Consider the following 22,190-nt stretch of genomic DNA (forward strand, 5'->3'; position numbering starts at 1 on the left):
CCGCCAGGGTACTGGTTTTGGCGAATCTATGTGATCAAGTGGTTGAAATATCCCTCGCGTTATATAGCGTATACATTGATGATTGTTTTAACCACTCGATGATCCCCAGAAAATACTACATCTACTGACAACGTTTAATTTGATTCTAAAACCTGAACGACTGATGAAAAAGCCGATGCTGTGGTTTAATTTTCTAGCTAGTTTACTGATCTCCTTCAGCGTACTGGCCCAGACAGGACCCTCTCCTGAGAAGATGCCGGTTCCTGAGCGGATGGCTAAGGCCCGGGCCGCCAAAGCAGATAAGAAGGTGATAAAAGGGGCAAACCAGGATGCTTCCGGGACCACGGCTACGATAAACGGGAATCAGGCAGAGCCGAACCAGCGTGCGGGCTCGATGAAGGAGGAAAAGGCTACGTCGGCTGACTATTCTGCCCCGGTTGTTAAATCGCTGAAAGGTCCCAACGGGGAAGTCGTCCATACAGGTGAGCATGGGGGCAAGTACTACATTAACAAGAACGGGAACAAAACCTATTTGAGTAGTAATCAATAATGGATGGTAGGCATGCGGCTAATACATCGCCGACTACCCATTTCAAAGCAACTATATCGTCAATGGTCGAAGACAAACCCTGACGATATAGTTGCTTTTACGGTTATTATAGAGGCTATTTCTGACGTTTATGTCAGGGCTTTGCGGGCCTCTCGGTCTGGATCATTGACCAGAACGGAGGTATCATCCAGAATCATGGTTTCCCCGTTTTGGACCGTATACGGTTTCCAGGTGGGTAAACCGCCCCCGTTTGGATTGCCGGTTTTAACAAAATTAAGAAAGGACCCTGCCATCTTTTCCGACAACGCTCGGGGCCGTTTGCCTCCGCCCGTATGGGTCAGCATCAAATCGGTGTTATAAAACCAGAAACAGATATCATCGCAATGGAAGGCCCGCATCCGTCCATCAAACAGCGGGGGCTGCCAGCCAAACCAAGCTACATATACGGGGGCTTTTTGTCCTGATACCTTCGCATCGGCGGTAGCAACGGCATTCTTACGGTTGGAAACAATTAACGCCCAGATCTCGATAGGACGAGCCTTCGGAAAATTTCTGGCATACGCATCCACGATGTCGCTGGTCTTATCACCAAAACGTGGTTTGATTTTTTCTTTTACTTCGGCCAATGAAATGCTTTCTAAGGCAGCATCGGTCCTATCGGGGTTTTGCTCATGAAACGTGGAGCAGATCATCAGAGGGATGTTGGCCGAAAAGTGATTCGGGTCCGTGAAAAACGTGCCCAGGTTCAGGTACGTTCCGTCAGCTACGGGCGAATAGCCTCCCCGTTGGATACCCATCTTTTTAGCTTCGTCGGCCATTTTCTCGACAGCTCTATTGGCGATGTCGATGTACTCCCGCCATGGAATCTGTTGGAGTTTATCAATGTCTCCGGGCTTTAAACCAGCCTCCTCCATGACTTTCAGCCCCAATTTTTCAGCATATTCCTTATTTACCCCAGTAAGGGAGCTGCCGCTCAATGCAACCGCCTTATGAAACAGTCCTTTAGCGGATGGCATGTTCATCAGGGTGGTCACTTTAGCTCCTCCCCCAGACTGACCAATGATGGTTACGTTATTCGGGTCTCCGCCAAAACTGGCAATATTGTTTTTGACCCATTCGAGGGCCGCCACCATATCCAGATTGCCCACATTACCCGATGCCGCATGGCCACCGGCTGCTTTAAGATCACTATAGCCCAGAGAACCGAGTCGGTGATTGATCGAACAGAAAACGACATTACCCAGGCGGGAAACGTTTTCGCCATGATACCCATCCTGTTCTATCGCATTCCCATTGACGAATCCGCCCCCGTGTAGCCAGACGATTACCGGCCTTTTTTGAGTATCCAGGGCAGGTGTCCACACATTTAATTTCAGACAGTCTTCTGACACATCGTCATAGTTCCAATGGTCCACAAATGAGGCATAGGGATTGGCATACCGTTTTTCCATGATCTGGGGAGCGGAGTTTCCCCACCAAAGGGCGGGACGAATCTCGGCCCACGGTGTGGGTTTTTGCGGGGGCATGAACCGATTCTTTCCCGAGGTATCGGCTCCGTAGGGTATGCCTAAAAATTGGTGAATGTCGCGAAGGATAAACCCCCTGACTTTTCCATGTTCCGTATTGGCAACAGCTATTTTGTCTCCTACTAATAAAACCTGCCCGTCTCCTGCTGGCTTTGCCGTTTTTGGCGGTTTCAACCCAACAGCGGTAGATTGGTGAGATACACCCAAACTGGCTACGCCGACGCCCAGTGATTGTAAGAAATTTCGTCTTGACGGTTTCATCTTCGACTATTTGTTAAAGGGTACAGAGAATCTCAACGAATGAGTTTGCTTTAAAAGGGGCATAATGGGGCGTTTTTACTATTCCTAACCAATAGATTTATTGCTGATTATCAACAAGTCGGCTCACGGATAACGTGAGTGCCCCAGTGGGCTACTACGGAGGTTTAGTACCGTTAACTTAAGCAGGAGAGGAAATTTTGTCTACGGAGCAGGAATAAATTCAGTGAAGCGTTGAACCGGATTATATTTTGGTGTGACGGCAACGGCCGACCGTCCCGATGGGGTCACACCAGAATATAAATAAGGCTCAACCATTTATAATTGCTAGACTAGCGATTGGACTTTAGTAGCTTTCAAGGAAGTCCTTAATTAGGCGACCGCATTCTTCAGGGTTTTCCAGCCAGGGCAGATGTCCGGCTCCATCAATTGCATGGAACACGCCGGTAGGAAGTGCTGACACAATGCTCTTGCCTGTTTTAACAGAGGCAAAGGTATCTTTGGTACCCAATAGTAGCATTGCAGGTTGTGAAACCATGTTAAGCTGTTTAGCCTCTATTTTGGGCGCTACGTTTTCCAACAGGGTCATAAATGAGATGCGATAGTGAGGCAATTGACGGAAATAATAATAGCAGTCGCCAAGGGCCTTAGGAAGCCGGGCAAGCATTTCATCGCTGTGTCCCATCGCTTTAAGCGACCGGAGCGCTTTATCTTTATCCGAAGACAGTAACAGTCGAAACAGGAGCTGGTTAAGCGGGGGCTTACTGATGAGCCTTATCAGCAACGGTGGCCGACCCTTCATTACGTTGCCGGGATTACCCAACAGTGTTAGCGTGCGAACCCGCCTAGGGCGGTCCATCGCCAGCCACAGGCTCCAATGGGCACCCATGGAATGAGCGACAACATCAACATGTTCGAGTTTAAGAGCTTCCAGAACGGTATCGAGCGTGTTCACGGCAAATTGCCGGATATCAACCGTGGTATGATCTATCCCTTCGCTCAAACCACCACCAGGGCGATTGATGGCGATAATACGTCTGCCTTTAAACTCTGCCAGTAAGGACGCCAGCGGAAAGACGTCGCCGGTGTTGCCGGGCACAATGACCAAGGGTTCGCCACTGCCTATTTCTGATACCCGTACACGTATACCCTGCTCTGGCAGAAGGACATAGTGGTCTTTCGCCTGTAATCCATAAAAATCGAACAGCTCTTTTTCGGCTTTACGGGCAGCTAATACCCTTGGGTCAGTGTCGATGAGCGTCAGTGGTTTATTCTCCATTATTGATTCGTGAGTAGGCTTGTAAAGACATCTCCTCTTAGTGTGATGGCAACTTACAAACCATCCGAGCTCGAACGGCTACACCGGCGGTGCGCGGAACTGAAAGATAGTGACCGACAACAATACAAAATTGTTCAGGCGCTCGGTTTAACCGACGGGTAAAGGAGGATTTGTTTAAATTTAGCGTGTAAATATATATGCAGACAAACATGAATGAGATAAAGAAAGAAGACATCAAACAGGAAGTGTTTGACCTCTATGATGACTATGCACACAACCGGATCGACAGGCGTGACTTTGTGCAAAAACTATCTGTATATGCTGTGGGAGGTTTCACCGTGGCGTCACTGATGGGTTTTCTCATGCCCGATTACCGGGGTGCCATCCAAGTTAAAGAAGATGATCCTCGCCTAAAATCAGAATACGTTAACTATCAGTCGCCAAAAGGTGGCGGAACCATCAAAGCCTTGGTGTCAATGCCGGTGGATGCAAAAAAGAGACTCGGAGGTATTGTCGTGGTTCATGAAAACCGGGGGTTGAATCCTTACATTGCCGATGTAGCTAGAAGAGCGGCTCTGGCCGGATTTATTTCGATTGCGCCGGATGCGTTAACCCCCTTGGGCGGCTATCCGGGTAATGACGATGAAGGCCGTGCGCTGCAAAGTAAACGGGATAGAAATGAAATGTTAGAAGATTTTATAGCTGGCTATGATTATCTAAAAAGTAACAAAGACTGCACTGGCAAAGTGGGTGTTGTCGGTTTTTGCTTTGGCGGGTGGATTGCCAATATGATGGCTGTGCGAGTTCCCGATTTATCGGCAGCCGTTCCATTTTATGGCGGTCAGCCAGCAAGCGAAGATGTTCCTAAAATAAAGGCTCCCCTCCTATTGCAATATGGCGAACTGGATAAAGGAGTTAATGCGGGTTGGCCAGCGTATGAAGCGGCTTTAAAACAGAATAATAAAGAATACACAGCTTATATATATCCTAATGCTAACCATGGCTTTCATAATGATACAACCCCTCGTTATGACAAAGCAGCAGCCGAACTGGCCTGGAAACGTACCATTGACTTTTTTACTGAGAAATTAACCTAACGACAAGATAGTAGCCCCACCCAACGCCTTGGCTGCTACGTCGGTATGGAAAAAACGTAGCCTTCCGAAGCGCATTGTCACGATTCTGAAAGGATAAAGTCATTAACCGGATTTTAACCTTCCAGAATCGTGACATATAGAAAAGGCATATATGAGTGTTAGCTTACCTGCTTATCACCCGAGGAGGTGTTTACCGTGTTGATCCCAACTATAAAGGTATTCTTGGAGTGCATCGTTCGACTGGGGACCAGCTGTCTGTCATATCAGGAAAACACAGTCTTGAGTAACAAAGAATTTATTGCCGTTTCAACCATCTTATGTTGTGCCTGGGCCTGGAATTAATAGCGGGTCGGATCGATTTAGACAATGTGAATACGAACCAGGAAACAGCATTCTCATCGGTGCATAGTTGACAATTACCGATCAAGGCTGCACAGCAGAGGAAAGGATAAGCCCCACGTTGCGAGCTGGCAAGTGGGGCCGGTGATTAATTAGTCGGTTTCAAGACCTTTCGGTATACTAACCTCAATCTTACATCGCTCAAAATGGGCTTTGGCTCGCTTAAGGCTTAAAAACAGTTCACCTTCCAGCTTACCCAGTCCATTGTAAAGGAGATAAATGTGCTTGTTTTTTCCCCTTTCTTTCGTAGTGCAAATTGCTTTGATCTTATCTTTTGCTAACGTCTGCTCGGGCGTGGCATAATACACCACATCGCCGACAAAAATCTCAAACATTTTGAATAGAAAAATCAGGTAATGCTTCGGCCCAATTCTCTATAACAAAAACAGTACGGCTTAACTATTAATTCGTCTCTTCAAGTAAAATAGAGGTTATTTTTAGTTGGAAACTGCACTATTTCAATAAATGTCTAATAAGTGAACCGAGCTTTTTTATGTTCGTATTGCCCGGTTAAGGACTACCGATTTTCCCCTTCGAAAGAGTCAAAATAGACTACTACAGGCTTCACAATTTTATACATGAAGTCCCGCACGGTTCGACGATTCTGTACCGGGTTGCATCCCGGTTTTGAGACGCACGAAAATCACCGACAAGCTGCCCGAATTCTTACAGTGTCATGGTGTGCTTGTTGATATTATCGCTAGTGCAAGCGGTCATCTGATTGTCAATGTGAAGACGATCTAGGTGTTTACAGCTACCATAGTACACCCAATCACGCTGATTTTTCCCTCCCACTTTTTGGTTCAATGTATGGGCTCCACTTCACTACTATACCTGCCTTTGGTCAGTTCTCAGACGCAATAAGCGTATTTATTTAAGATCAAATTCTGTTGTTTCCTGGTTGCCATGTCCCTAATCAGCGCATTTCGACTAAAGCAACGTATCGAGCCACTTGCAACTCGCCAGTCAGTCTGTTCAAACCTTACCAAATAATTAGGGTTAATAGACAGGAGTCTTTCTCAAGTAAGTAAGCTTTACTCAAGTATGGAAAACGAGCATATTAAACAGCAAATCGTTGCTGAGACTACGGCACTTATGCCACTCAAAGTTGACAATGAAGAAGTAGTTAAACATAAGTTTAGAACGATTAGAGACCGACTCGACGAACTGCATCGTTCAACCTCCGAAGAAAATGAGGTCTACACTAAAGCGTTTATGCTTGTCCAGGCCACCATGTCTGCTGAATACAAGCAATTTAGCGAATCATCTGAGCATGATGAAAAGGCACAAGCCTTAATTCAGTTGAAGCATAAGGCGGCTGAGATCTGCCAACTATTACAAACCAATGGGCCAGCTACCTTGTCCCCTACAACCGCCTAACCTAATTCAAGCACATGGATAACGAAACCGTTAAACAGGATTTATATCAGGCCATCAGCGAATTTTTGACGCTAGAGCCAACTGCCGACAACGAAACTATAGAGACCCTGTTCACAACCATTAAAGTCTTTGCCGATGAACTGCCGGTTTACCCCAATCCGCAGACACAGGCTCAAGTTGAGGCTTATAATCTAGCCCACAGTCAAAGTGAGGCTGATTTAATCTATTTTTCTGCTGGTGAGGGAAGTACGTCGTCGGGGTCAATTGGCGAGAGGAACTCAACTCTGGAGCGACTGCAAGCCAGAGCTACGGAAATTGAACGCTTGCTTCGAGCCGATTCGTAACATCCTCCGGGTCAACTCCTTGACGGCACATTGGCTTTTTTACTGAAAGGCCTGTACGACAACCCTACAAAACGGTAGGTTTATGTACTCTTACAGGCATATAGAATATACTCCGCAATGGCTAAACGTAGAGTACACAGCTATTCTTGCTTGTGTTTCTTTACATGAGTGTAGCAATAGGAGTCCCCATAATCCAGTGGTGACATAGCATGTCACCACTGGATTATTAGTGCTTTGTTAATCATCCCGTAAGGTAGCCTGGCGAATTCGACTCCTGCTGGCCAGTTAGTCCGGGGCCACTCATTTTTTAGTGGTCAAGACGATCTGTCCATCCGGGTATTGACCATCCGCATTATCTTCAGCTGTGATAAAAACCTGGTTAGGTTTTGACGTTGTGGTAGCCTTCAACTCCCCTTTCAAGATCTTGGAATAAGGGGTAATCTGGCCTAATTTGCTGACTGAGTTATCATCAGATTCCATCCAAACCAGGTATTTATTTTTGGCTGGATTGAGTTTTTGTGGTTCAGCCAAGTTGCGGACATTCACCTGCAGAAGATAATTTTTGTTTTTATCTTTTTTCACTTTCACGTCGCCCGTAGCAGCGGGCGCGATAGAGGAGGCAGAGAAGTTCATTTTGGGCGTACATGAACCAAGGGCCAGAAGGGTGAAGAGTAGCAAGGCTACAGAATTGATCGTTTTCATTACGTAGGGAGGTTAGCTACGTGTTAAACCGATGAGATTAGACGGATGTTTAATTAGTTAATCTAGCAGAACAATCTTTATCAACAAAACCTTATTGAGCTACCTATCTCACTGGGTAGGAGAAGCATTCAAGTTAGTTGAGTCATGCCCAAAGCAATCCAGGGGACATTATTTTACACTATTCCAGAAGCAGCCCTGGAATTGCACATCACGGTTGGCCGGTTGAGAAGCTATTTAGATCAAAGCCGATTAACCAGTGAACGAATTGGTAGAACAGAATTAATTCGAGAACAAATCTTACGAGCTTATCAGGCTAAACGAAGCTAGTACTGCTCAATGGTTTATCCAATCGGAAACCTCATTCTCTAGTATTGACGTTATAGACACTAGTCGATTAATAATAGTATGGGCTATTTGCTATGCTTGATTTGAGTTCGTTCGCCTAACCTACTTTTTATAAACGCTTACCGAAAGTAAACCAATGTCTTTGTTGAGGGTTTTGGCAAAAGAACGTTTCTTGTCGTTTTAAACAACGTAATTATCTCTCTGTCAACCATTAATCAAGAATAGTAGTCAACCCCGAGGTGATTAATTTATAATTTTTGAAACCTGTAAATGAAAGGTGTTTTATGACAACAACAATTTTAGTAGCCGGTGGGACAGGCGATCTTGGTGGACGTATTATTACGGCTTTACTCAACCGAGGGGCCGCTGTTCGTGCTTTGGTACGTTCCAGCACCGACACCCATAAGGTGGAACAGCTTGAGCAACGCGGGGTGAAGGTTATCCGAGTCGACATGGCAGATATTTCCCAAATGAGCCAGGCGTGTGAGGGTGCTTCCTGCGTCATCTCGGCGCTACAGGGCTTGCGTGATGTAATCGTCGAGACTCAATCGGCTCTGCTCGACGCGGCTCTGGCGGCAGGCGTGCCCCGTTTTATTCCATCCGATTTTTCGAGCGACTTTACCAAGCTTTCCGTTGGCGACAACCGCAACTTCGATTTGCGCCGTGAATTTAACGCGCATTTGGATAAGAAGACATCAATCACGGCAACGTCAATTCTCAATGGAGCATTTGCCGAACTGTTGACCTACAACATTCCGCTGCTGGATTTCCAGAAGAAGCGTGTTGGCTATTGGGAGAGTGCCGACTGGCGAGTGGATTTTACGACTATGGACAACACCGCAGCGTTTACGGCAGCCGCAGCGCTGGACCCATCCGTTCCAAGGATTCTCCGCATTGCCAGTTTTCAGATCAGTGCTGGGGAGCTGGCAACTCTGGCGGGAGAGATAACAAAAGACACCTTTGAGTTGGTCCGCCTGGGTAGTCGTGCGGAACTGGCCGCCTATAACCAACGCACGCGCGCTGCGCATCCCGAAGGCGAGCAGGAAGTCTACCCTAGCTGGCAACGAAGCCAGTATATCTACAGCATGTTCAGCGTTCAAAACGAACCGCTCGACAACGACCGATATCCGGATGTGAAGTGGACAAGCGCGCGGGATGTGCTGACAGCGCGTTGATTGAGGTTCAGAACAAGCAACTTTATATATGTTGGAATCAGCCATGCTGATTCCAATTGCCCTACACAAAAGACCACATCCGATCGCTAATTGATTAGCGATCGGATGTGGTCTTTTGTGTTATCTACTCCTACCCTTTGAAACGGCGATATTACTGACGGAAAGACGACTCGGAAATCAATTTTTGATGTGTGAATGACCCCAACTAGAGAGGAATACCACTTTTGATGCAGATAAAAGATAGAGTATTTAAGTAATATCAAAAAAATAGACAATCTGGATGTAGACTTTACAAAGATGAAGCGGTATTTATACTCCACATACAGCCAAGTTTTAATACCGATTAATAAGAACCCTATCTGCTAATAGTTTTGCCGTGTATATCTTTTCCATCAATTAAAATAATCTTCTAGTCAGCTAAGGATTGTCTTGGTGTTAAACGACGTCAGCCCAGTTGGCAAGCTTAATCCTTACCCTTATATAGCATTTAGACTGTCATCAATAATTATACATTCATATATTCATCCTTATAATCTTAAAGAACAAGGATCTTAATTGTTTATTGAAACTACCCATGCAATTCATCTACTGGGTATCATTTCGATAATGTCAGTAATTTAATCTCATATAGTATAATAACCAGCCAATATGATGGAAACACTCGCTAATTAAATGGATAAAATTAAAACATTACTGTTTCCACAAAACACTTTTCCTACGACTAAGATGAGTAAAGTCCTCTTAGTCACTTCACAAATAGGTTAACAGTTTTCGGGTTCAATTAGACAAATCACGCCAAAACATTCACATAGTATGGCACAGACCTCGATTGATGACTTTATGGATAACATTAAGGACTACTTTCAGGCAGTGCTAGTGGGTAGTTTTACTTTTGGGTCTGTATTTCCGTTGGTTTTTCGTACGGTAAGCGATTTACTACCTACAGTTGGTTCGTCTATTATCGGACAAATAAGATTATTTTATGCAGTTAATATAGTCTATTTTGTTGGGCCACTTATGTTTGGGTTGTTGGCATGGTGGTTTCTGCAAAAAAACCATCCTGATGATCTACTATTCAAAGAAGATTTTCTTTCCTTTCAGAATGGATACAGACAAGTAAAGTGGCAACCTCGACTGAGGAATATTCCTATCATAACACTTTTATTACTTATTGCATTTGGACTGTGGGTGATGCAGGCGATGAGCAATCCTTTTCATGGACCGATATTCATTGGGGCTCTGTTTATTATTCATGTATTGATTACTATTTCAATGAGTTATTTAAGCTGGTTATTATTTAAGCGATTAATCTGGTGCCCCAACAGAAAATTAATTTATTTTAACCGCTTTGCCTCACAAATTTGTACGCAGTGGTTACTGGGATTATTGCTTTCTTCAAGTCTCTTCGCGGCTGCAACGCTATCTTTTTTCTACGAACACGAAGGGACATATTTATGGAATGCATTTGAAAATACTGACTCACCAAAAGATGCTTTGTTACGTATTGACATGCCCTTTAGGTGGGAGAAAACAGCAAACGAAATCAAGGCTAGCCTGATCGATCCTTTCACTACATGCTTTAATGACGTTTCTACCGAAGCAAACCTATTAGCTGCCAGCCAATTAGACTACAATGACATCGCTATCCGAATCAAACCAGATACGGGCCAGCAACGGCTAATCGATCGAACATTACCGCTAAAATCCGCTGATTCACTCCGAAGTATGCTCTTAATTGCTTACCAAAGAGTAAAAGAATTAACGGGTTCCAACTCACTACTCCGTTACACAGATAGTGGACCACTTGACGCCTATTTGGAAAAGATTAACCAATCGAAACAGGTTGCGTTATTTCAGAATTGTTATTCTTTATCGCTGGATTCTATCCAGCCATCACTCCGGCATTCAAGTATTCTCCTTACGCCTACTATGCAGCTCCTACGGGCTAATCAACTCATGCCACTGGCTGATAATTTCGTAGAATCAGCCGATGTTATCCGGCAGAGTGCTGATAAGCAAAGCCGTTCATTATTAGCACAGTGGGTAAAAATAAGCCGTATTAAGGGCTTATTTTTCCTATCAACATTTTTGAATTTATTACTTTGTACCTGGTTTGTGATCCGCCTGGCCAATGAAGCTTTCGTCCGAACTACCAGCTCGCCCAAGTCAGAAAGTCCTCCCAAACAATACCGTGAACTGATTAACCTACGATATTATATATCCCTGACGGTTTTATTGATTTTACCGCTTTTCCGGACGATCGACGAGACTAGCATAAGCTCAAATCATCCATATTGGTTTTTAGATCTTCCTCAATTAGTAGGTAATGTAGTAGAACCCCTACCCAATACTAATTCGACGGGTAATTTCGGTGGGAACGAAGTTACAAATAGACTCGAACAGCTTAATAAACAAGTTAAAAGTCTAACTGATACCGCAAAAAAACTAGAGAAAGTTTCTGGAACTACCCGTAGTGATCTCAACGATATGAAATACTAAACGGGCATGAAATTTCTGACGCTAATCATTCTAATCATTCTTTTGCTAAGTGCTCTGCTGGCAACGGCACAGCCCCCTGCCTGCCCCTGCAATTTGACTTACTTGAAATCGAATAAGCCCACCAAATCAATTAAACTGCCAACCTTTAAATATGGCAGAAATACGATGTCACTGAAGGCACAGAGGTTAGAGATTACAAAAACAGTTAATTCTACCCGGAAAACTATTGATCATTTAGATACACTCATCAAAAATCACTTCGATAATCAAATAAAGGAACAATTACGTGGGCTTGCCGACAATTATGAAGATCGCAAATACCTTAAGGCAGATATACACGGCAAATTTTTATGTAAGTTAGATTCATTAACCGCCTTACTGGAAGCTAACAAAGTGCACTTCGACAGTACTCATTTAGTGTCGAGCATATCTTCTATTTTTCAGGCTTATCTCAATAGCCTTAATATGTATCACGATCAGAGCCGAAACCTGGTGAATTGGTACACGCTTACGCAGCGATCAGATCAATATCGAAAGCCAGTCCGATATGTGTCCATTCATGAAGGGAGCATCAATATATATAATCAGTCTTACAATTTTGTAGAGCTATGCAAAAATAATCTCCTAAAGGAATTCAGCATTTTAGAACTCGCTTATGTGGCAGATTCCCTTAAACAAGATTCCAAAAACATAATTAAGCAGATGGGAATACTAAAAAGTGATTTAGAACAAAAGAACCAAGCACTTCAGGATCGTTTAACGAAGCTTGGCATTAAATTGGATTCCGTTCAACGAGATCCACTAGTACAGGCTATTCGAAATGCTCGTCAAACGAAAAAGCATCGTCGAATCATCATCAAACTTAATTAACCCATAAAGTAGTTACGGGTTTTTATCATTTAAAAAGACAATAAAAGGGGATTTTCCCCATTGATTTTAGGGTTGGTTCACTACCAAATTTACGTCTGTGATTAAGCAGACGCTTAACAACTAAGTCCACATAACATTCTACAGGTATAGCCATAAAACTATTAGTCATATTCTGTATATACTATTATAATTTATTGTTGACTAAGTAAGCGTATTTATTTTACTATAGTTCAGTATTTTCTCCATCATTTTAGACCACAGTTTTAGGTAAAACACCATCTTTTCAGCATTTCTTAAACCATAAACTCTTCGACAAATGATCACGTTTAATCGAAAAAAGTTCTTCGACTCGTATCGAAGTCGCTTTGGTCCTCTGACGCAGGATCTGGTAGATGCCCTCGAATTTCTGCTCGGACAAATTGAACAGGATAACCGATTTAACGACTCCGATCAGGATCGTCGGCAATTAGCTTACTGTCTGGCCACATTTAAGTGGGAAACTCAACACTCTATGCGACCAATTGATGAATTTGGCTCGACTATTTATTTTAATAAGCGCTATGGTCCACAAACAAAAACAGGCAAAATACTGGGCAATATTCAGGATGGTGACGGGGCAACATTTCATGGGCGGGGGTACGTACAATTAACCGGACGAGCAAACTACACTATGGCCGGAAAACGCTTCAGCCAGGAGCTTGTAGCTGAACCAGCCCAGGCAAAACAGCCTCAATTAGCCTATCAAATTGCCATTCAGGGGATGAAAGAAGGATGGTTTACCGGGAAGAAACTCGATCAGTTTATCGCGACGGGCAAAGCTCCGGAATTTGAGAAGGCAAGAGCTATCATCAACGGTTCTGACAAAGCCCAGACCATTGCCGACCTTGCCCGACGATTTGACGAAGTGCTCATTGCCGCGAAATTGTAACAGTTGGGTTAGTCATTTCTACCATAGTGTATTTATTATTCGATTCCCTCCTATCCACTTCTGATCCTCGCAGGCATGAATTCTCAGGAAATTTTCATCGATTTACATTGCCATCCCTCGGCTCGTCCTTACGCTAAAAGTTTTACTAAAAGCTTTAAACATAGCACCAATCCCAAAGACGCTAATTGTGTTTGGTTCGACGACCGCCCCACCCTAATTGATAAGTTTGTTAACGAACTTACTGGCCTCACCCGTTTCGAACAGGCCGACTATACGGCTCAGATTCGGGGTAACGTGCGAATTATTGTCCATTCATTGTATCCATTTGAACGCGGTTTTCTTAACAATAAACTAGGGCAGGGCGCTGTGGCCGACATGGTTGGGCGCTTCGTTAGTCAGTTAGGACAGGAACGGATTGATGCTATCCAGAATCAGGATGACTATTTCGGTGATTTGACCCAGGAGTACAAGTTTTTGCAGGATGGGCAAAATCGTCCGGTCAAGCTACCGGAGGGGGATTTTACATACACGCTCACCACAGACTGGGATGATATCGATGGGGGATTACGGCAGAATGATCTAGGCAAAACGAAGCAACGTTTACTGGTAATTTTGTCGATTGAAGGCGCTCACGTCTTTAATACGGGTCTCGACTCCACTCGAATTGCTCCCGCTGCTGAACGTCATGATGAGATACTGGCCAATACGCAGGCAGTGAAAGACTGGAGCTTCCGACCTTTTTTCATGACGTTTGCTCACCATTTCAACAATGAGCTTTGTGGCCATGCGCGCAGTCTGGCAGGCATCGTTGCTAAGCTGACTGACCAAAGTGAAAACCTTAATGCTGGTTTCAGTCCTTTGGGTCGGGAAGTAGTACTCAAACTACTGGACAATACGGCGGGTAAACGCATTTTGATTGACATCAAGCACATGAGCCGAAAAGCACGGCTAGAGTATTTCCAATTGCTGGATGAGCAGTTTACCAATGACCCGATTCCGATTATTATTAGTCATGGCTGCGTAACGGGGCGGCCAAATCCGGAAGCGACGCAACCAACCTTCCCCGATCAGGGAGATCGCTTCAATACGGATGATATAAATTTTTTCGACGACGAATTAATCCGACTGGCCCGATCTGGGGGCATCTTTGGTATACAACTCGACGAACGGCGGATAGGGAGTAAAAGCGCCCTTAACGCAGCCAAAGGTAACATTAGCCGACGAACCATTCTCTTTAATTGGGCACGATTAGTCTGGTATCAGATTCAGCACATTGCTGAAGTTCTTGATGCATCCGGTCTTTTTGCCTGGAATATTCAGGCTTTAGGCACTGATTTCGATGGATTAATTGACCCAATTAATGGGTATTGGACCGCTAAAGAGCTTGATGATCTTGATGACTATCTGCTCAAACATGCCTTCAACTACCTGCAAACTGACAATCCGGAAAACCGGTTAACCTTGCCTGCCAATAAGCAAATTCAGGCCGAAGAGGTCGTACGGCTGGTTATGCAGGATAACGCGCTGGAGTTTATTCAACGTCATTACCATTCGGCCCCAAGTTCAATTGCCTGATGATTCTCCTGTTGTCAATCAGCAGAGCTATGGTAAGGGATGAACACGGCTAACTAATAAAACTATTCCTGGAAACTGATTACACTTTCCTAAATCCTTTTCTAATGTCGTTCACGCCACCTTTTTATCCCATTATTTACGTACGCGGTTACGCACCTACTAAAACAGACCGTGAAGATACGTTTCATGATCTTTATTATGGGTATTCCGATACCTCCGTTGAGTCGCGGCCCAAGGCACCCAATCCAGACCCAAAGGCACCTATCGATGATCGAATCTCGCTTGATTTGTTTGAAGGACAGCTCATTCGCTTCATGAAGGAGTTTGCCTATGTCGATACGTCTCATGGTGGGCTGGAATTAGCCATGCAGGATGCGATCAATATAGGTCGTCCATTATTCAACCCGACCCGCTCACTCTGGGTCAGCCGTTTTTACGACACAGATGTCGTGACGGGCAGGGTACGGCCTATTATTGAGCATGCCAAGGATTTAAGAACACTCATCGACCAAACCCTCCCCGAGGCCTTCAAAGCTTGTAATATTGACGCGTCGGGTCCTGATTTCAAAGTGATTCTCGTTGCCCATTCCATGGGTGGTCTGGTGTGCCGCGCGTTGATTCAGAACTTGTACCCAGAATCGGGTGTCGACCCAAAAAGTAAAATTCACCGGCTGGTCACGATGGGTTCGCCCCACGGCGGCATTGAGTTTGGAATTGTACCGGATTTTTTGGAATCGTTTATTGTAAATACCTTCAACCCGGGAGGTGCTAACATGTTTTACGATCAACAAATGCGCCAGTACCTGAAATTGGATCCAGATGAGCCAATGAACAGTTTGGGTAACATAAGTAAAGCGAGCAAAGCCGACAAGTCATTTCCCGTAGCCCGGTGCTTTTGTGTTATTGGCAGTAACCATGCGGCTTATAACGTGCTCGGCGGGCAGCAACAGCGAATTACCGGCAATTTTAGTGATGGTTTGGTTAAACAGGACCGTGCCTTTATAGAAGGGGCTTTTACCGCGAATGTCCATCGGGCACACAGCAGCCGTGATCAGGGAATCGTCAACAGTTATCAGTCGTTCGAGAATATCCAACGGTTCCTTTTTGGTGACACCAAAGTAGCTATTTCACTGGATGAACTTACCATTGCTAATCCAGACAGTGTAGGACATAAAGGCTACTATAATCTGGAATTTCGCTTGGCTATTCGGGGAGCAGGGGCGGTGTTTTTACATGACCGACGTGAAGATCCCTGCGAAAACGCCTACCGGTTTACGGCAGAGCAAGCCGCCAACCCTTTGTCCGTTTTTTTGCATACGGCCTTTCTCAGTTCCAAGAAAGCGCGTCCTGGCGACCCAACGCTGAATTTCCTTCTTTCCCTGCGAGTGGCTGCTAACCAGATAAAAGAAGGCATGTTGTGGGACCATGAATATCCCGTGCGACCTATTTATAGTGAAACGTTAGAGATACGGGTTAATACGGACAAGGCTAAAACGTTCTGGGAGGGTGGGGATTTGGCGGCTGATGTTGTTCAGTACAGCTGGCTTTCGGGTGTGGACGATACGACCAATAATATTGCCGTCAACCAAAATAGTCTGGGGAAAATCTGGCAAAATGCGCCTTTTACAAATGATAGTTTCTCAATACCCTTGCGTAAAGCAGATTCACTTTCTGGTGTGCTAAGGCTGATTCCAACGTCCTGGCCTGACAAAGCGATCACGCAGGAAGATTAGACTGGAACCTGTTTTCTGGCATTCCTGAGTAGCAACCTCTATTTCTGCCCACCCGCTGGTAAAAATACATTTACAGCTGGGTGCATCGTGTAAAGCCGAAATTGGGTGCCGTCGTTCACCACAATACCACTCGATTTATTTCCGCCGACCAGTGGATTGCCCGCGTATTTCGTCCAGTGAATCAGGTCGTTCGACACCGCTACGTTGGTTGTCCACTCGTGCCAATCGGCAAAAGCCGACGCGTGATAGTATGCGTAATAAAATCCTTCGTAGCGAATTACCTGATTCATGGCCACCGCATATCGATCATACTCCGTCGGCCCTTTCGTCAGAACCGGCTCGCCCTGCACATTCGTCCACACCTTCAAGTCTTTGGAGGTTGCCAGCCAAACCGCCTGATCTTTCCGTTCATAAAAGAGATACCACACATCCTTCTCCTTCCAGATGGTTGGTGTCCCATAAGGCCCTTTGCTGAGCGGTTGATTGTTAACATACCGGATGTCGAGCGGACCTTGCTCCTGCCACTTAATCCGGTCTGTGGAAGTAAGTAGGTGAGCCACATCATTTTGTCCCTCGGCAAACATGTAATACGTGCTACCGGATTTGATCATCGTCATGTCTTCTACCCAGGTAGACTGATGAACAGGATTGCCTTTATATCGGGTCCAGGTTAGGCCATCTGCCGACGTAGCATAGCCCAAAGATCGGGTCTCATTCAAGCCTTCCCGATAACCTGTGTACCAAAGATGATACATTCCATTTTCGCGAAGAATGTAACCCCTTTCCCGAATTTTCTGATCCCAGGTGTCCGTACCGGTACCCGCGAAAACCGGATTGGTTGCGTAGGGGGTAAAAGCGGTGAGTTCCTTCGGAAATTCAGGACCAGTAGGTACTGAGAATGGCGTTGTAGCCAAAAACGTCCACCCGCCAGCCAAAATGAAGGCGAACAGAAGGGCAGATAAACTAGCAGTACGGATCACGTTCAGCATCTGATTACAGGCGTATAGTATTCGTCATAGTCATAATGTTATCCTTTTTTACCACACATACGTTCCCACAGCACCACCCGGCAAATTGGTACGAGCCTGTTTACCCTGGCTCTCAATGGCGAATTGTTGGGTTAATGGACTGTCGTTCAAGACAATCAGGACCGTATGACCATCGGGCGTTTTGAAGGCAACGTTAGGCAGTGATTTTGGCAAGTCGGATTCAATACGGACAGAACCGGGCCGGACAAACTTCGATACAACGGCTACGTTATAGTAAGCTGGATTCCGTTTCACGATGTTGCCGTTAATGGTTAGAGCGCCTAAACATTGATCGCATCCGCCAGGTGTATGTGGTTTCTGTTGCGGATCAGCAGCCAAATTCCATTCCAACACAATACGGCTCCAGTTTCGGATAGCCCCAATAATGAGTTCCCGCACGTGCCAGACCAGATCACCTTTCAGATTACCGGGAGCACCAATCCATTGTTCGGTGAAGTACAGATTTTTGTCGGGATAGGCCTTGTGAACGTCAGAAAGCGCACTAATTGGTCCAGCATAAAGGTGAAAGGCTGACCCATCAATGTATTTACGAGCGTCGGGATCGTTCAATACCGTAATTGGGTAATCGGGCCGATCGGCATTATGGTCATAGATAATAATTTTCGTTTTAATACCTGCCGTTTTAAAAGCGGGTCCCAGATTCTTTTTGATAAAGAGTGCCTGTTCGGTGGGCAGCATTAGCAAACTGGGGTTGTTGCCCGGATGCAATGGTTCATTCTGAATCGTGATGGCATCAATCCGAATGCCAGCTTTCTGCATATCCTGAATATATTTAACAAAATAGCGAGCATAAGCCTCATAATATTCGAGTTTCAAACTCCCCCCTTTCGAGCCACCATTGGTCTTCATCCAGGTCGGGGGAGACCAGGGCGAACCCAGAATTTTGATCGTGGGGTTAACAGCCAGAATCTGCTTGAGCACCGGAATTAAATTTTCCTGATCGGGTGCCAGACTGAATTTAGTCAGCGTCGGGTCGCGTTCGCCTACTGGCAAATCGTCGTACGAAAATACGCGTTCGTCGAGGTCCGACGCCCCAATGCTCACGCGCAAATAACTAACGCCAATACCTTTCCCTTCTGTCGAAAACAATTCATTGAGTAAGGCCGTCCGGGCCGGAGCATCCATTCGGTTAAGAAGCATAGCACTGCCGCCGGTCAGCGTGTACCCAAATCCGTCGATAGTCTGGTACGTTTGGGACGCATCGACATGGATAGTTGCGCTGCCCTTTGCTACATCGGTGAAGGAAATAGACGATTGTTTAACAAACAAAACCGGTCGGCCAGGGTCCGTCAGCCAAAACTCGGCCCGAACCTGTTTGGGCATTTCCGGTACAGTCTGGCCATAGCTGCGCACTGCCAGGCAAATGAGTATGCTTACCAGAAAACTACCTTGCCAAAATCGTTGCATGAGACTATTTGTACAAAAGACACTCTATTCGGGATCTATCCGGTTGGCGTCTAAAGACATATACGCTTGCGACTTACTGAAGCGGATTAGAAAGTGCTGCCCCTTTCACTATTTTATCCTCTACTTTTTGCTTCCGCTTACGCCGATTCAATACTACATTTTTGAGTTCGTAGCCAATGCCCTGCACTTTAGCTATCTCACGATAATCGTGCAGCATATTAAAAATATCGTGGTCGATGAAGGGTGCTTTACTACCATCAATCACCACTTCATCGCCGGGTTCAAGGGTACCCAAGACTTCCTTTAACTGCGGTTTACTCAGAAAGTACAGGTCTTTCTCGAACTCAATCGTCACCTTATGCCCATCGCGGGCCAATTTGAATGTAGACTGAAAATTGGTGTACAACACATAAATGATACCAACAACCGAACCTAGCGCAATGCCTATTAATAAGTCGGTGAAGACAATTCCGGCTACGGTTACAATAAACGGCACAAACTGACTCCAGCCGTCACGGTATGTCTTCTTAAAAATAGATGGTTTAGCGAGTTTATAACCGACCATAATTAACACGGCCGCCAGGCACGACAACGGAACAAGGTTTAGTAGCGGACCACCCAGAAATACCGCTATCATTATGAAAACCCCGTGCAGAACAGCCGATATCCGGGTTCGTCCGCCACCATACACATTGGCTGAAGTCCGCACCACTACGGATGTAACAGGCAAACCACCAATCAGACCCGACAACATATTACCCACACCCTGCGCCACCAGCTCCTGACTAGTGGATGATATACGTTTGGCCGAGTCGAGTCGGTCGGATGCTTCCAGGTTCAATAAGGTTTCAAGACTAGCCACGAGTGCAATCGTAGCGGCAATTCCGTATATCTTCAGGTTGCTTAGGATACTAAAATCAGGAAAATCGAAAATCGAAAATAAACCCTTCCCCGGTGTAATAGTTGGAATTTGCACCATGTGTTGGTGGGCCGTATCACCCAGATACCAGGCCGGAACGGCTACTCGAAAGAACTCATTTAAGCCAACACTCAATACCACCACGACCAATGCAGATGGGAAATTTTTAAAGAAAGACCGTGTACTGCGCCCTGCTATCCGCTCCCAGGTGATTAAAAATACCATTGAAGCCAAACTGATCACTACGGCCCCAGTACTGGCTGTTTCAATGGCCCGGTAAATTTCTGAAATTGTATTTTCACCGTCAGCTAATTGCTGAAATTCAAATTCGCCTTCGTAATCATTGTCGCGGCCCAGAGCATGCGGAATCTGTTTCAAAATAATAACAATTCCGATGGCAACCAGCATTCCCTTAATGACACTATCCGGGAAGAAACTGCTAAAACGACCCGCTTTAATTAAGCCCAGCATAAATTGCATCCCCCCCGCCAGTACTACCGCTACCAAAAATGCCTCATAAGAGCCTACTTTTGCAATGGCGTCAGCCACAATCACGGCTAGTCCAGCCGCTGGCCCACTAACGCTAATTTCGGAACCAGACAATAGACCAACCACGATACCGCCAATCATACCCGCTACCAGTCCCGAAAATAACGGAGCGCCAGACGCCAATGCAATACCCAGGCAAAGTGGTAGAGCTACTAAAAAAACGGATAAACTAGCAGGAAGGTCCTGCCGTAAATAGCTCGTTCTATAGTGCGTAAGTGTTTGAAGCGGACTAACTCGTTTCATAAAGGATGGTTTATTGTCGGTATTACCCGTTTGTAACGCCACAGAATAGTCAAGCGTTTCACAATATTAAAAAGAGATTAAAAACCATTAATACTCATCCATTGATTGCTCTTTCTTTGCTTGAACGCGAGTTTATTCGTACTCACATTACCGACGACGTTCGAGCGTTATTGCTGCGAACCAATCCGACAGGGTCAATTCAGGCCAGACTGGATAGTAAAAAACTGGTAGCTCAGATTGCAGCCCGGCAAAAAGCGCGGGAGAAACTACCGATTTGGTATGCCAACGACGCATTACTATTTCCACCCGCACTATCAGTCGAGCAGGCATCGTCAGAGCAAACGGCGCGCTACAAAGCATCTTTAGTAAGTGGCGACCGTTTACATGACCTCACGGGCGGGATGGGCGTCGATACATGGGCGTTTGCTCAACAGGTTGGGCAGGTCGTGTATATAGAGCGCGATGCAGAGTTAGCTCAACTAGCCGCTCATAATCTACCTCTACTAGGCGCTACGAATGTAGCTGTTCGGACTGGCGACGGGCTGGCCATGATTAATTCTATGGAAGAGCCAGGGGAAATAGCAGACTGGATTTATCTTGACCCCCACCGACGTGATTCACAGGGCGGCAAGGTTGTCCGGCTCGAAGATTGTGAACCAGACATATTGCAGCCCGACATCCTTGCGCGTTTATTAAGCAAGGGAAACCGAATTTTATTGAAGGCATCTCCGTTACTTGACATTGATTCGACCGTCAGACAGTTAATGGGTGCAGTCGAATCTGTACATATCGTGGCCGTACAGGGTGAGGTAAAAGAAATATTGTTCACCATTGGTAATCAACTAGTTGCCAAAGATAGCGTAAGATTTAACGCTGTTAACCTGATAGCTAACGAGACAATTAAGTTAAGTTTTCACTGGGCTGAAGAACGAACAGCAGATGTTACCTTCGGCAGTCCACATACGTATATTTATGAACCTAATGCAGCCGTGTTGAAGGCGGGAGCTTTTCGGTTGGTAGCTGCTCGATTCGGTCTGGCGAAATTGGCACCTAACAGCCACCTTTACACCAGCAATGAAGTACGGCGGGACTTTCCCGGCCGCATATTCACGCTTCAACAGGTTATTAAACCAGATGCCAAAACGCTCAAAATGGCGGTTCCTGACCTAAAAGCGAATCTTACGGTTCGAAACTTCCCGCAGACCGTAGCGGAGCTGCGGAAAAAATTATCTTTACGTGAAGGAGGCAGTGTCTATATTCTGGCAACAACCCTACTGAACGGTGACAAACGCTTATTGATTACCAAAAAAGTTGATTCAATTCATTCATAACAAATTTATCTCATTCGTGTTATCTAGCCGGA

At 45.5% G+C, this 22,190-nt stretch carries 19 protein-coding genes; 12 read left to right on the forward strand and 7 right to left on the reverse strand.

What is annotated here, in order from left to right; translation table 11 throughout:
- Nucleotides 1-163: 163 nt before the first annotated feature.
- The gene (locus ACFS25_RS14865; protein WP_381502302.1) at nt 164-550 is read left to right on the forward strand and encodes a hypothetical protein; all 387 of its coding nucleotides are present in this window, start codon (nt 164-166) and stop codon (nt 548-550) included.
- A 128-nt stretch (nt 551-678) separates the two neighbouring features.
- Here the strand turns inward: ACFS25_RS14865 and ACFS25_RS14870 are convergent, their stop codons facing one another.
- Both ACFS25_RS14870 and ACFS25_RS14875 read right to left on the reverse strand, forming a co-directional pair.
- Nucleotides 679-2,337 (reverse strand): carboxylesterase/lipase family protein, encoded by a 1,659-nt coding sequence (locus tag ACFS25_RS14870; protein ID WP_381502305.1) that lies wholly within the window; start codon nt 2,335-2,337, stop codon nt 679-681.
- Between the two features lie 343 nt (nt 2,338-2,680).
- Entirely contained in the window at nt 2,681-3,613 is a 933-nt protein-coding gene (locus ACFS25_RS14875; protein ID WP_381502308.1) for an alpha/beta fold hydrolase, read from the reverse strand.
- A 209-nt stretch (nt 3,614-3,822) separates the two neighbouring features.
- On the opposite strand from ACFS25_RS14875, the gene ACFS25_RS14880 reads away from it, so the two are divergent.
- On the forward strand, nt 3,823-4,710 hold the full coding sequence (locus tag ACFS25_RS14880; RefSeq protein WP_381503078.1) for a dienelactone hydrolase family protein: 888 nt from the start codon (nt 3,823-3,825) through the stop codon (nt 4,708-4,710).
- 491 nt (nt 4,711-5,201) lie between these two features.
- Here ACFS25_RS14880 and ACFS25_RS14885 read toward each other — a convergent pair whose 3' ends face one another.
- A complete protein-coding gene (locus tag ACFS25_RS14885) occupies nt 5,202-5,444 on the reverse strand; it encodes a hypothetical protein (RefSeq protein WP_381502311.1) in 243 nt (80 codons plus the stop codon).
- Between the two features lie 709 nt (nt 5,445-6,153).
- Here ACFS25_RS14885 and ACFS25_RS14890 point away from each other — a divergent pair.
- Together ACFS25_RS14890 and ACFS25_RS14895 are read left to right on the forward strand one after the other, a co-directional pair.
- Complete coding sequence (locus ACFS25_RS14890; protein ID WP_381502314.1) at nt 6,154-6,489, forward strand: hypothetical protein; 336 nt, start codon at nt 6,154-6,156, stop codon at nt 6,487-6,489.
- Between the two features lie 14 nt (nt 6,490-6,503).
- Nucleotides 6,504-6,833: a hypothetical protein gene (locus ACFS25_RS14895; protein ID WP_381502317.1), complete on the forward strand. Its 330-nt coding sequence runs from the start codon at nt 6,504-6,506 to the stop codon at nt 6,831-6,833.
- A 300-nt stretch (nt 6,834-7,133) separates the two neighbouring features.
- Here ACFS25_RS14895 and ACFS25_RS14900 read toward each other — a convergent pair whose 3' ends face one another.
- Nucleotides 7,134-7,535, reverse strand: coding sequence for a hypothetical protein (locus ACFS25_RS14900; RefSeq protein WP_381502318.1), 402 nt, complete (start codon nt 7,533-7,535; stop codon nt 7,134-7,136).
- Nucleotides 7,536-7,679: 144 nt separating this feature from the next.
- Between ACFS25_RS14900 and ACFS25_RS14905 the strand changes: the two genes are divergently transcribed.
- The 7 genes from ACFS25_RS14905 to ACFS25_RS14935 all read left to right on the forward strand — a co-directional run bounded on the left by ACFS25_RS14905 (nt 7,680) and on the right by ACFS25_RS14935 (nt 16,660).
- Nucleotides 7,680-7,862: a DNA-binding protein gene (locus ACFS25_RS14905; RefSeq protein ID WP_381502321.1), complete on the forward strand. Its 183-nt coding sequence runs from the start codon at nt 7,680-7,682 to the stop codon at nt 7,860-7,862.
- Between the two features lie 302 nt (nt 7,863-8,164).
- A complete protein-coding gene (locus ACFS25_RS14910) occupies nt 8,165-9,055 on the forward strand; it encodes an NmrA family NAD(P)-binding protein (protein WP_381502323.1) in 891 nt (296 codons plus the stop codon).
- Nucleotides 9,056-9,895: 840 nt separating this feature from the next.
- Nucleotides 9,896-11,554, forward strand: a complete 1,659-nt coding sequence (locus ACFS25_RS14915; RefSeq protein WP_381502326.1) for a hypothetical protein — start codon at nt 9,896-9,898, stop codon at nt 11,552-11,554.
- A gap of 6 nt (nt 11,555-11,560) precedes the next feature.
- Nucleotides 11,561-12,424: a hypothetical protein gene (locus tag ACFS25_RS14920; protein WP_381502331.1), complete on the forward strand. Its 864-nt coding sequence runs from the start codon at nt 11,561-11,563 to the stop codon at nt 12,422-12,424.
- Nucleotides 12,425-12,740: 316 nt separating this feature from the next.
- A complete protein-coding gene (locus ACFS25_RS14925) occupies nt 12,741-13,352 on the forward strand; it encodes a glycoside hydrolase family 19 protein (protein ID WP_381502335.1) in 612 nt (203 codons plus the stop codon).
- A 75-nt stretch (nt 13,353-13,427) separates the two neighbouring features.
- Nucleotides 13,428-14,927 (forward strand): amidohydrolase family protein, encoded by a 1,500-nt coding sequence (locus ACFS25_RS14930; RefSeq protein ID WP_381502338.1) that lies wholly within the window; start codon nt 13,428-13,430, stop codon nt 14,925-14,927.
- A 104-nt stretch (nt 14,928-15,031) separates the two neighbouring features.
- Nucleotides 15,032-16,660: an esterase/lipase family protein gene (locus ACFS25_RS14935; RefSeq protein ID WP_381502341.1), complete on the forward strand. Its 1,629-nt coding sequence runs from the start codon at nt 15,032-15,034 to the stop codon at nt 16,658-16,660.
- A 38-nt stretch (nt 16,661-16,698) separates the two neighbouring features.
- Here ACFS25_RS14935 and ACFS25_RS14940 read toward each other — a convergent pair whose 3' ends face one another.
- The 3 genes from ACFS25_RS14940 to ACFS25_RS14950 all read right to left on the reverse strand — a co-directional run bounded on the left by ACFS25_RS14940 (nt 16,699) and on the right by ACFS25_RS14950 (nt 20,827).
- Nucleotides 16,699-17,649, reverse strand: coding sequence for a glycoside hydrolase family protein (locus tag ACFS25_RS14940; RefSeq protein WP_381502343.1), 951 nt, complete (start codon nt 17,647-17,649; stop codon nt 16,699-16,701).
- A 48-nt stretch (nt 17,650-17,697) separates the two neighbouring features.
- Nucleotides 17,698-19,116, reverse strand: coding sequence for a glycoside hydrolase family 30 protein (locus ACFS25_RS14945; RefSeq protein ID WP_381502345.1), 1,419 nt, complete (start codon nt 19,114-19,116; stop codon nt 17,698-17,700).
- A gap of 73 nt (nt 19,117-19,189) precedes the next feature.
- On the reverse strand, nt 19,190-20,827 hold the full coding sequence (locus ACFS25_RS14950; protein WP_381502347.1) for a SulP family inorganic anion transporter: 1,638 nt from the start codon (nt 20,825-20,827) through the stop codon (nt 19,190-19,192).
- A gap of 101 nt (nt 20,828-20,928) precedes the next feature.
- Here ACFS25_RS14950 and ACFS25_RS14955 point away from each other — a divergent pair, with 101 nt between their 5' ends.
- A complete protein-coding gene (locus tag ACFS25_RS14955; RefSeq protein ID WP_381502350.1) occupies nt 20,929-22,158 on the forward strand; it encodes a THUMP-like domain-containing protein in 1,230 nt (409 codons plus the stop codon).
- The last annotated feature ends 32 nt before the right edge of the window (nt 22,159-22,190 follow it).

Origin of the sequence: Spirosoma flavum (assembly GCF_042686045.1) — a bacterium.
In the GTDB taxonomy this organism is placed as follows: Bacteria; Bacteroidota; Bacteroidia; order Cytophagales; family Spirosomataceae; genus Spirosoma; species Spirosoma flavum.

Coding starts and splice junctions, on each gene's coding strand:
- ACFS25_RS14865 (WP_381502302.1), top strand. CDS start 164: ATGAAAAAGCCGATGCTGTGGTTTAATTTTCTAGCTAGTTTACTGATC.
- ACFS25_RS14870 (WP_381502305.1), bottom strand. CDS start 2,337: ATGAAACCGTCAAGACGAAATTTCTTACAATCACTGGGCGTCGGCGTA.
- ACFS25_RS14875 (WP_381502308.1), bottom strand. CDS start 3,613: ATGGAGAATAAACCACTGACGCTCATCGACACTGACCCAAGGGTATTA.
- ACFS25_RS14880 (WP_381503078.1), top strand. CDS start 3,823: ATGAATGAGATAAAGAAAGAAGACATCAAACAGGAAGTGTTTGACCTC.
- ACFS25_RS14885 (WP_381502311.1), bottom strand. CDS start 5,444: ATGTTTGAGATTTTTGTCGGCGATGTGGTGTATTATGCCACGCCCGAG.
- ACFS25_RS14890 (WP_381502314.1), top strand. CDS start 6,154: ATGGAAAACGAGCATATTAAACAGCAAATCGTTGCTGAGACTACGGCA.
- ACFS25_RS14895 (WP_381502317.1), top strand. CDS start 6,504: ATGGATAACGAAACCGTTAAACAGGATTTATATCAGGCCATCAGCGAA.
- ACFS25_RS14900 (WP_381502318.1), bottom strand. CDS start 7,535: ATGAAAACGATCAATTCTGTAGCCTTGCTACTCTTCACCCTTCTGGCC.
- ACFS25_RS14905 (WP_381502321.1), top strand. CDS start 7,680: ATGCCCAAAGCAATCCAGGGGACATTATTTTACACTATTCCAGAAGCA.
- ACFS25_RS14910 (WP_381502323.1), top strand. CDS start 8,165: ATGACAACAACAATTTTAGTAGCCGGTGGGACAGGCGATCTTGGTGGA.
- ACFS25_RS14915 (WP_381502326.1), top strand. CDS start 9,896: ATGGATAACATTAAGGACTACTTTCAGGCAGTGCTAGTGGGTAGTTTT.
- ACFS25_RS14920 (WP_381502331.1), top strand. CDS start 11,561: ATGAAATTTCTGACGCTAATCATTCTAATCATTCTTTTGCTAAGTGCT.
- ACFS25_RS14925 (WP_381502335.1), top strand. CDS start 12,741: ATGATCACGTTTAATCGAAAAAAGTTCTTCGACTCGTATCGAAGTCGC.
- ACFS25_RS14930 (WP_381502338.1), top strand. CDS start 13,428: ATGAATTCTCAGGAAATTTTCATCGATTTACATTGCCATCCCTCGGCT.
- ACFS25_RS14935 (WP_381502341.1), top strand. CDS start 15,032: ATGTCGTTCACGCCACCTTTTTATCCCATTATTTACGTACGCGGTTAC.
- ACFS25_RS14940 (WP_381502343.1), bottom strand. CDS start 17,649: ATGCTGAACGTGATCCGTACTGCTAGTTTATCTGCCCTTCTGTTCGCC.
- ACFS25_RS14945 (WP_381502345.1), bottom strand. CDS start 19,116: ATGCAACGATTTTGGCAAGGTAGTTTTCTGGTAAGCATACTCATTTGC.
- ACFS25_RS14950 (WP_381502347.1), bottom strand. CDS start 20,827: ATGAAACGAGTTAGTCCGCTTCAAACACTTACGCACTATAGAACGAGC.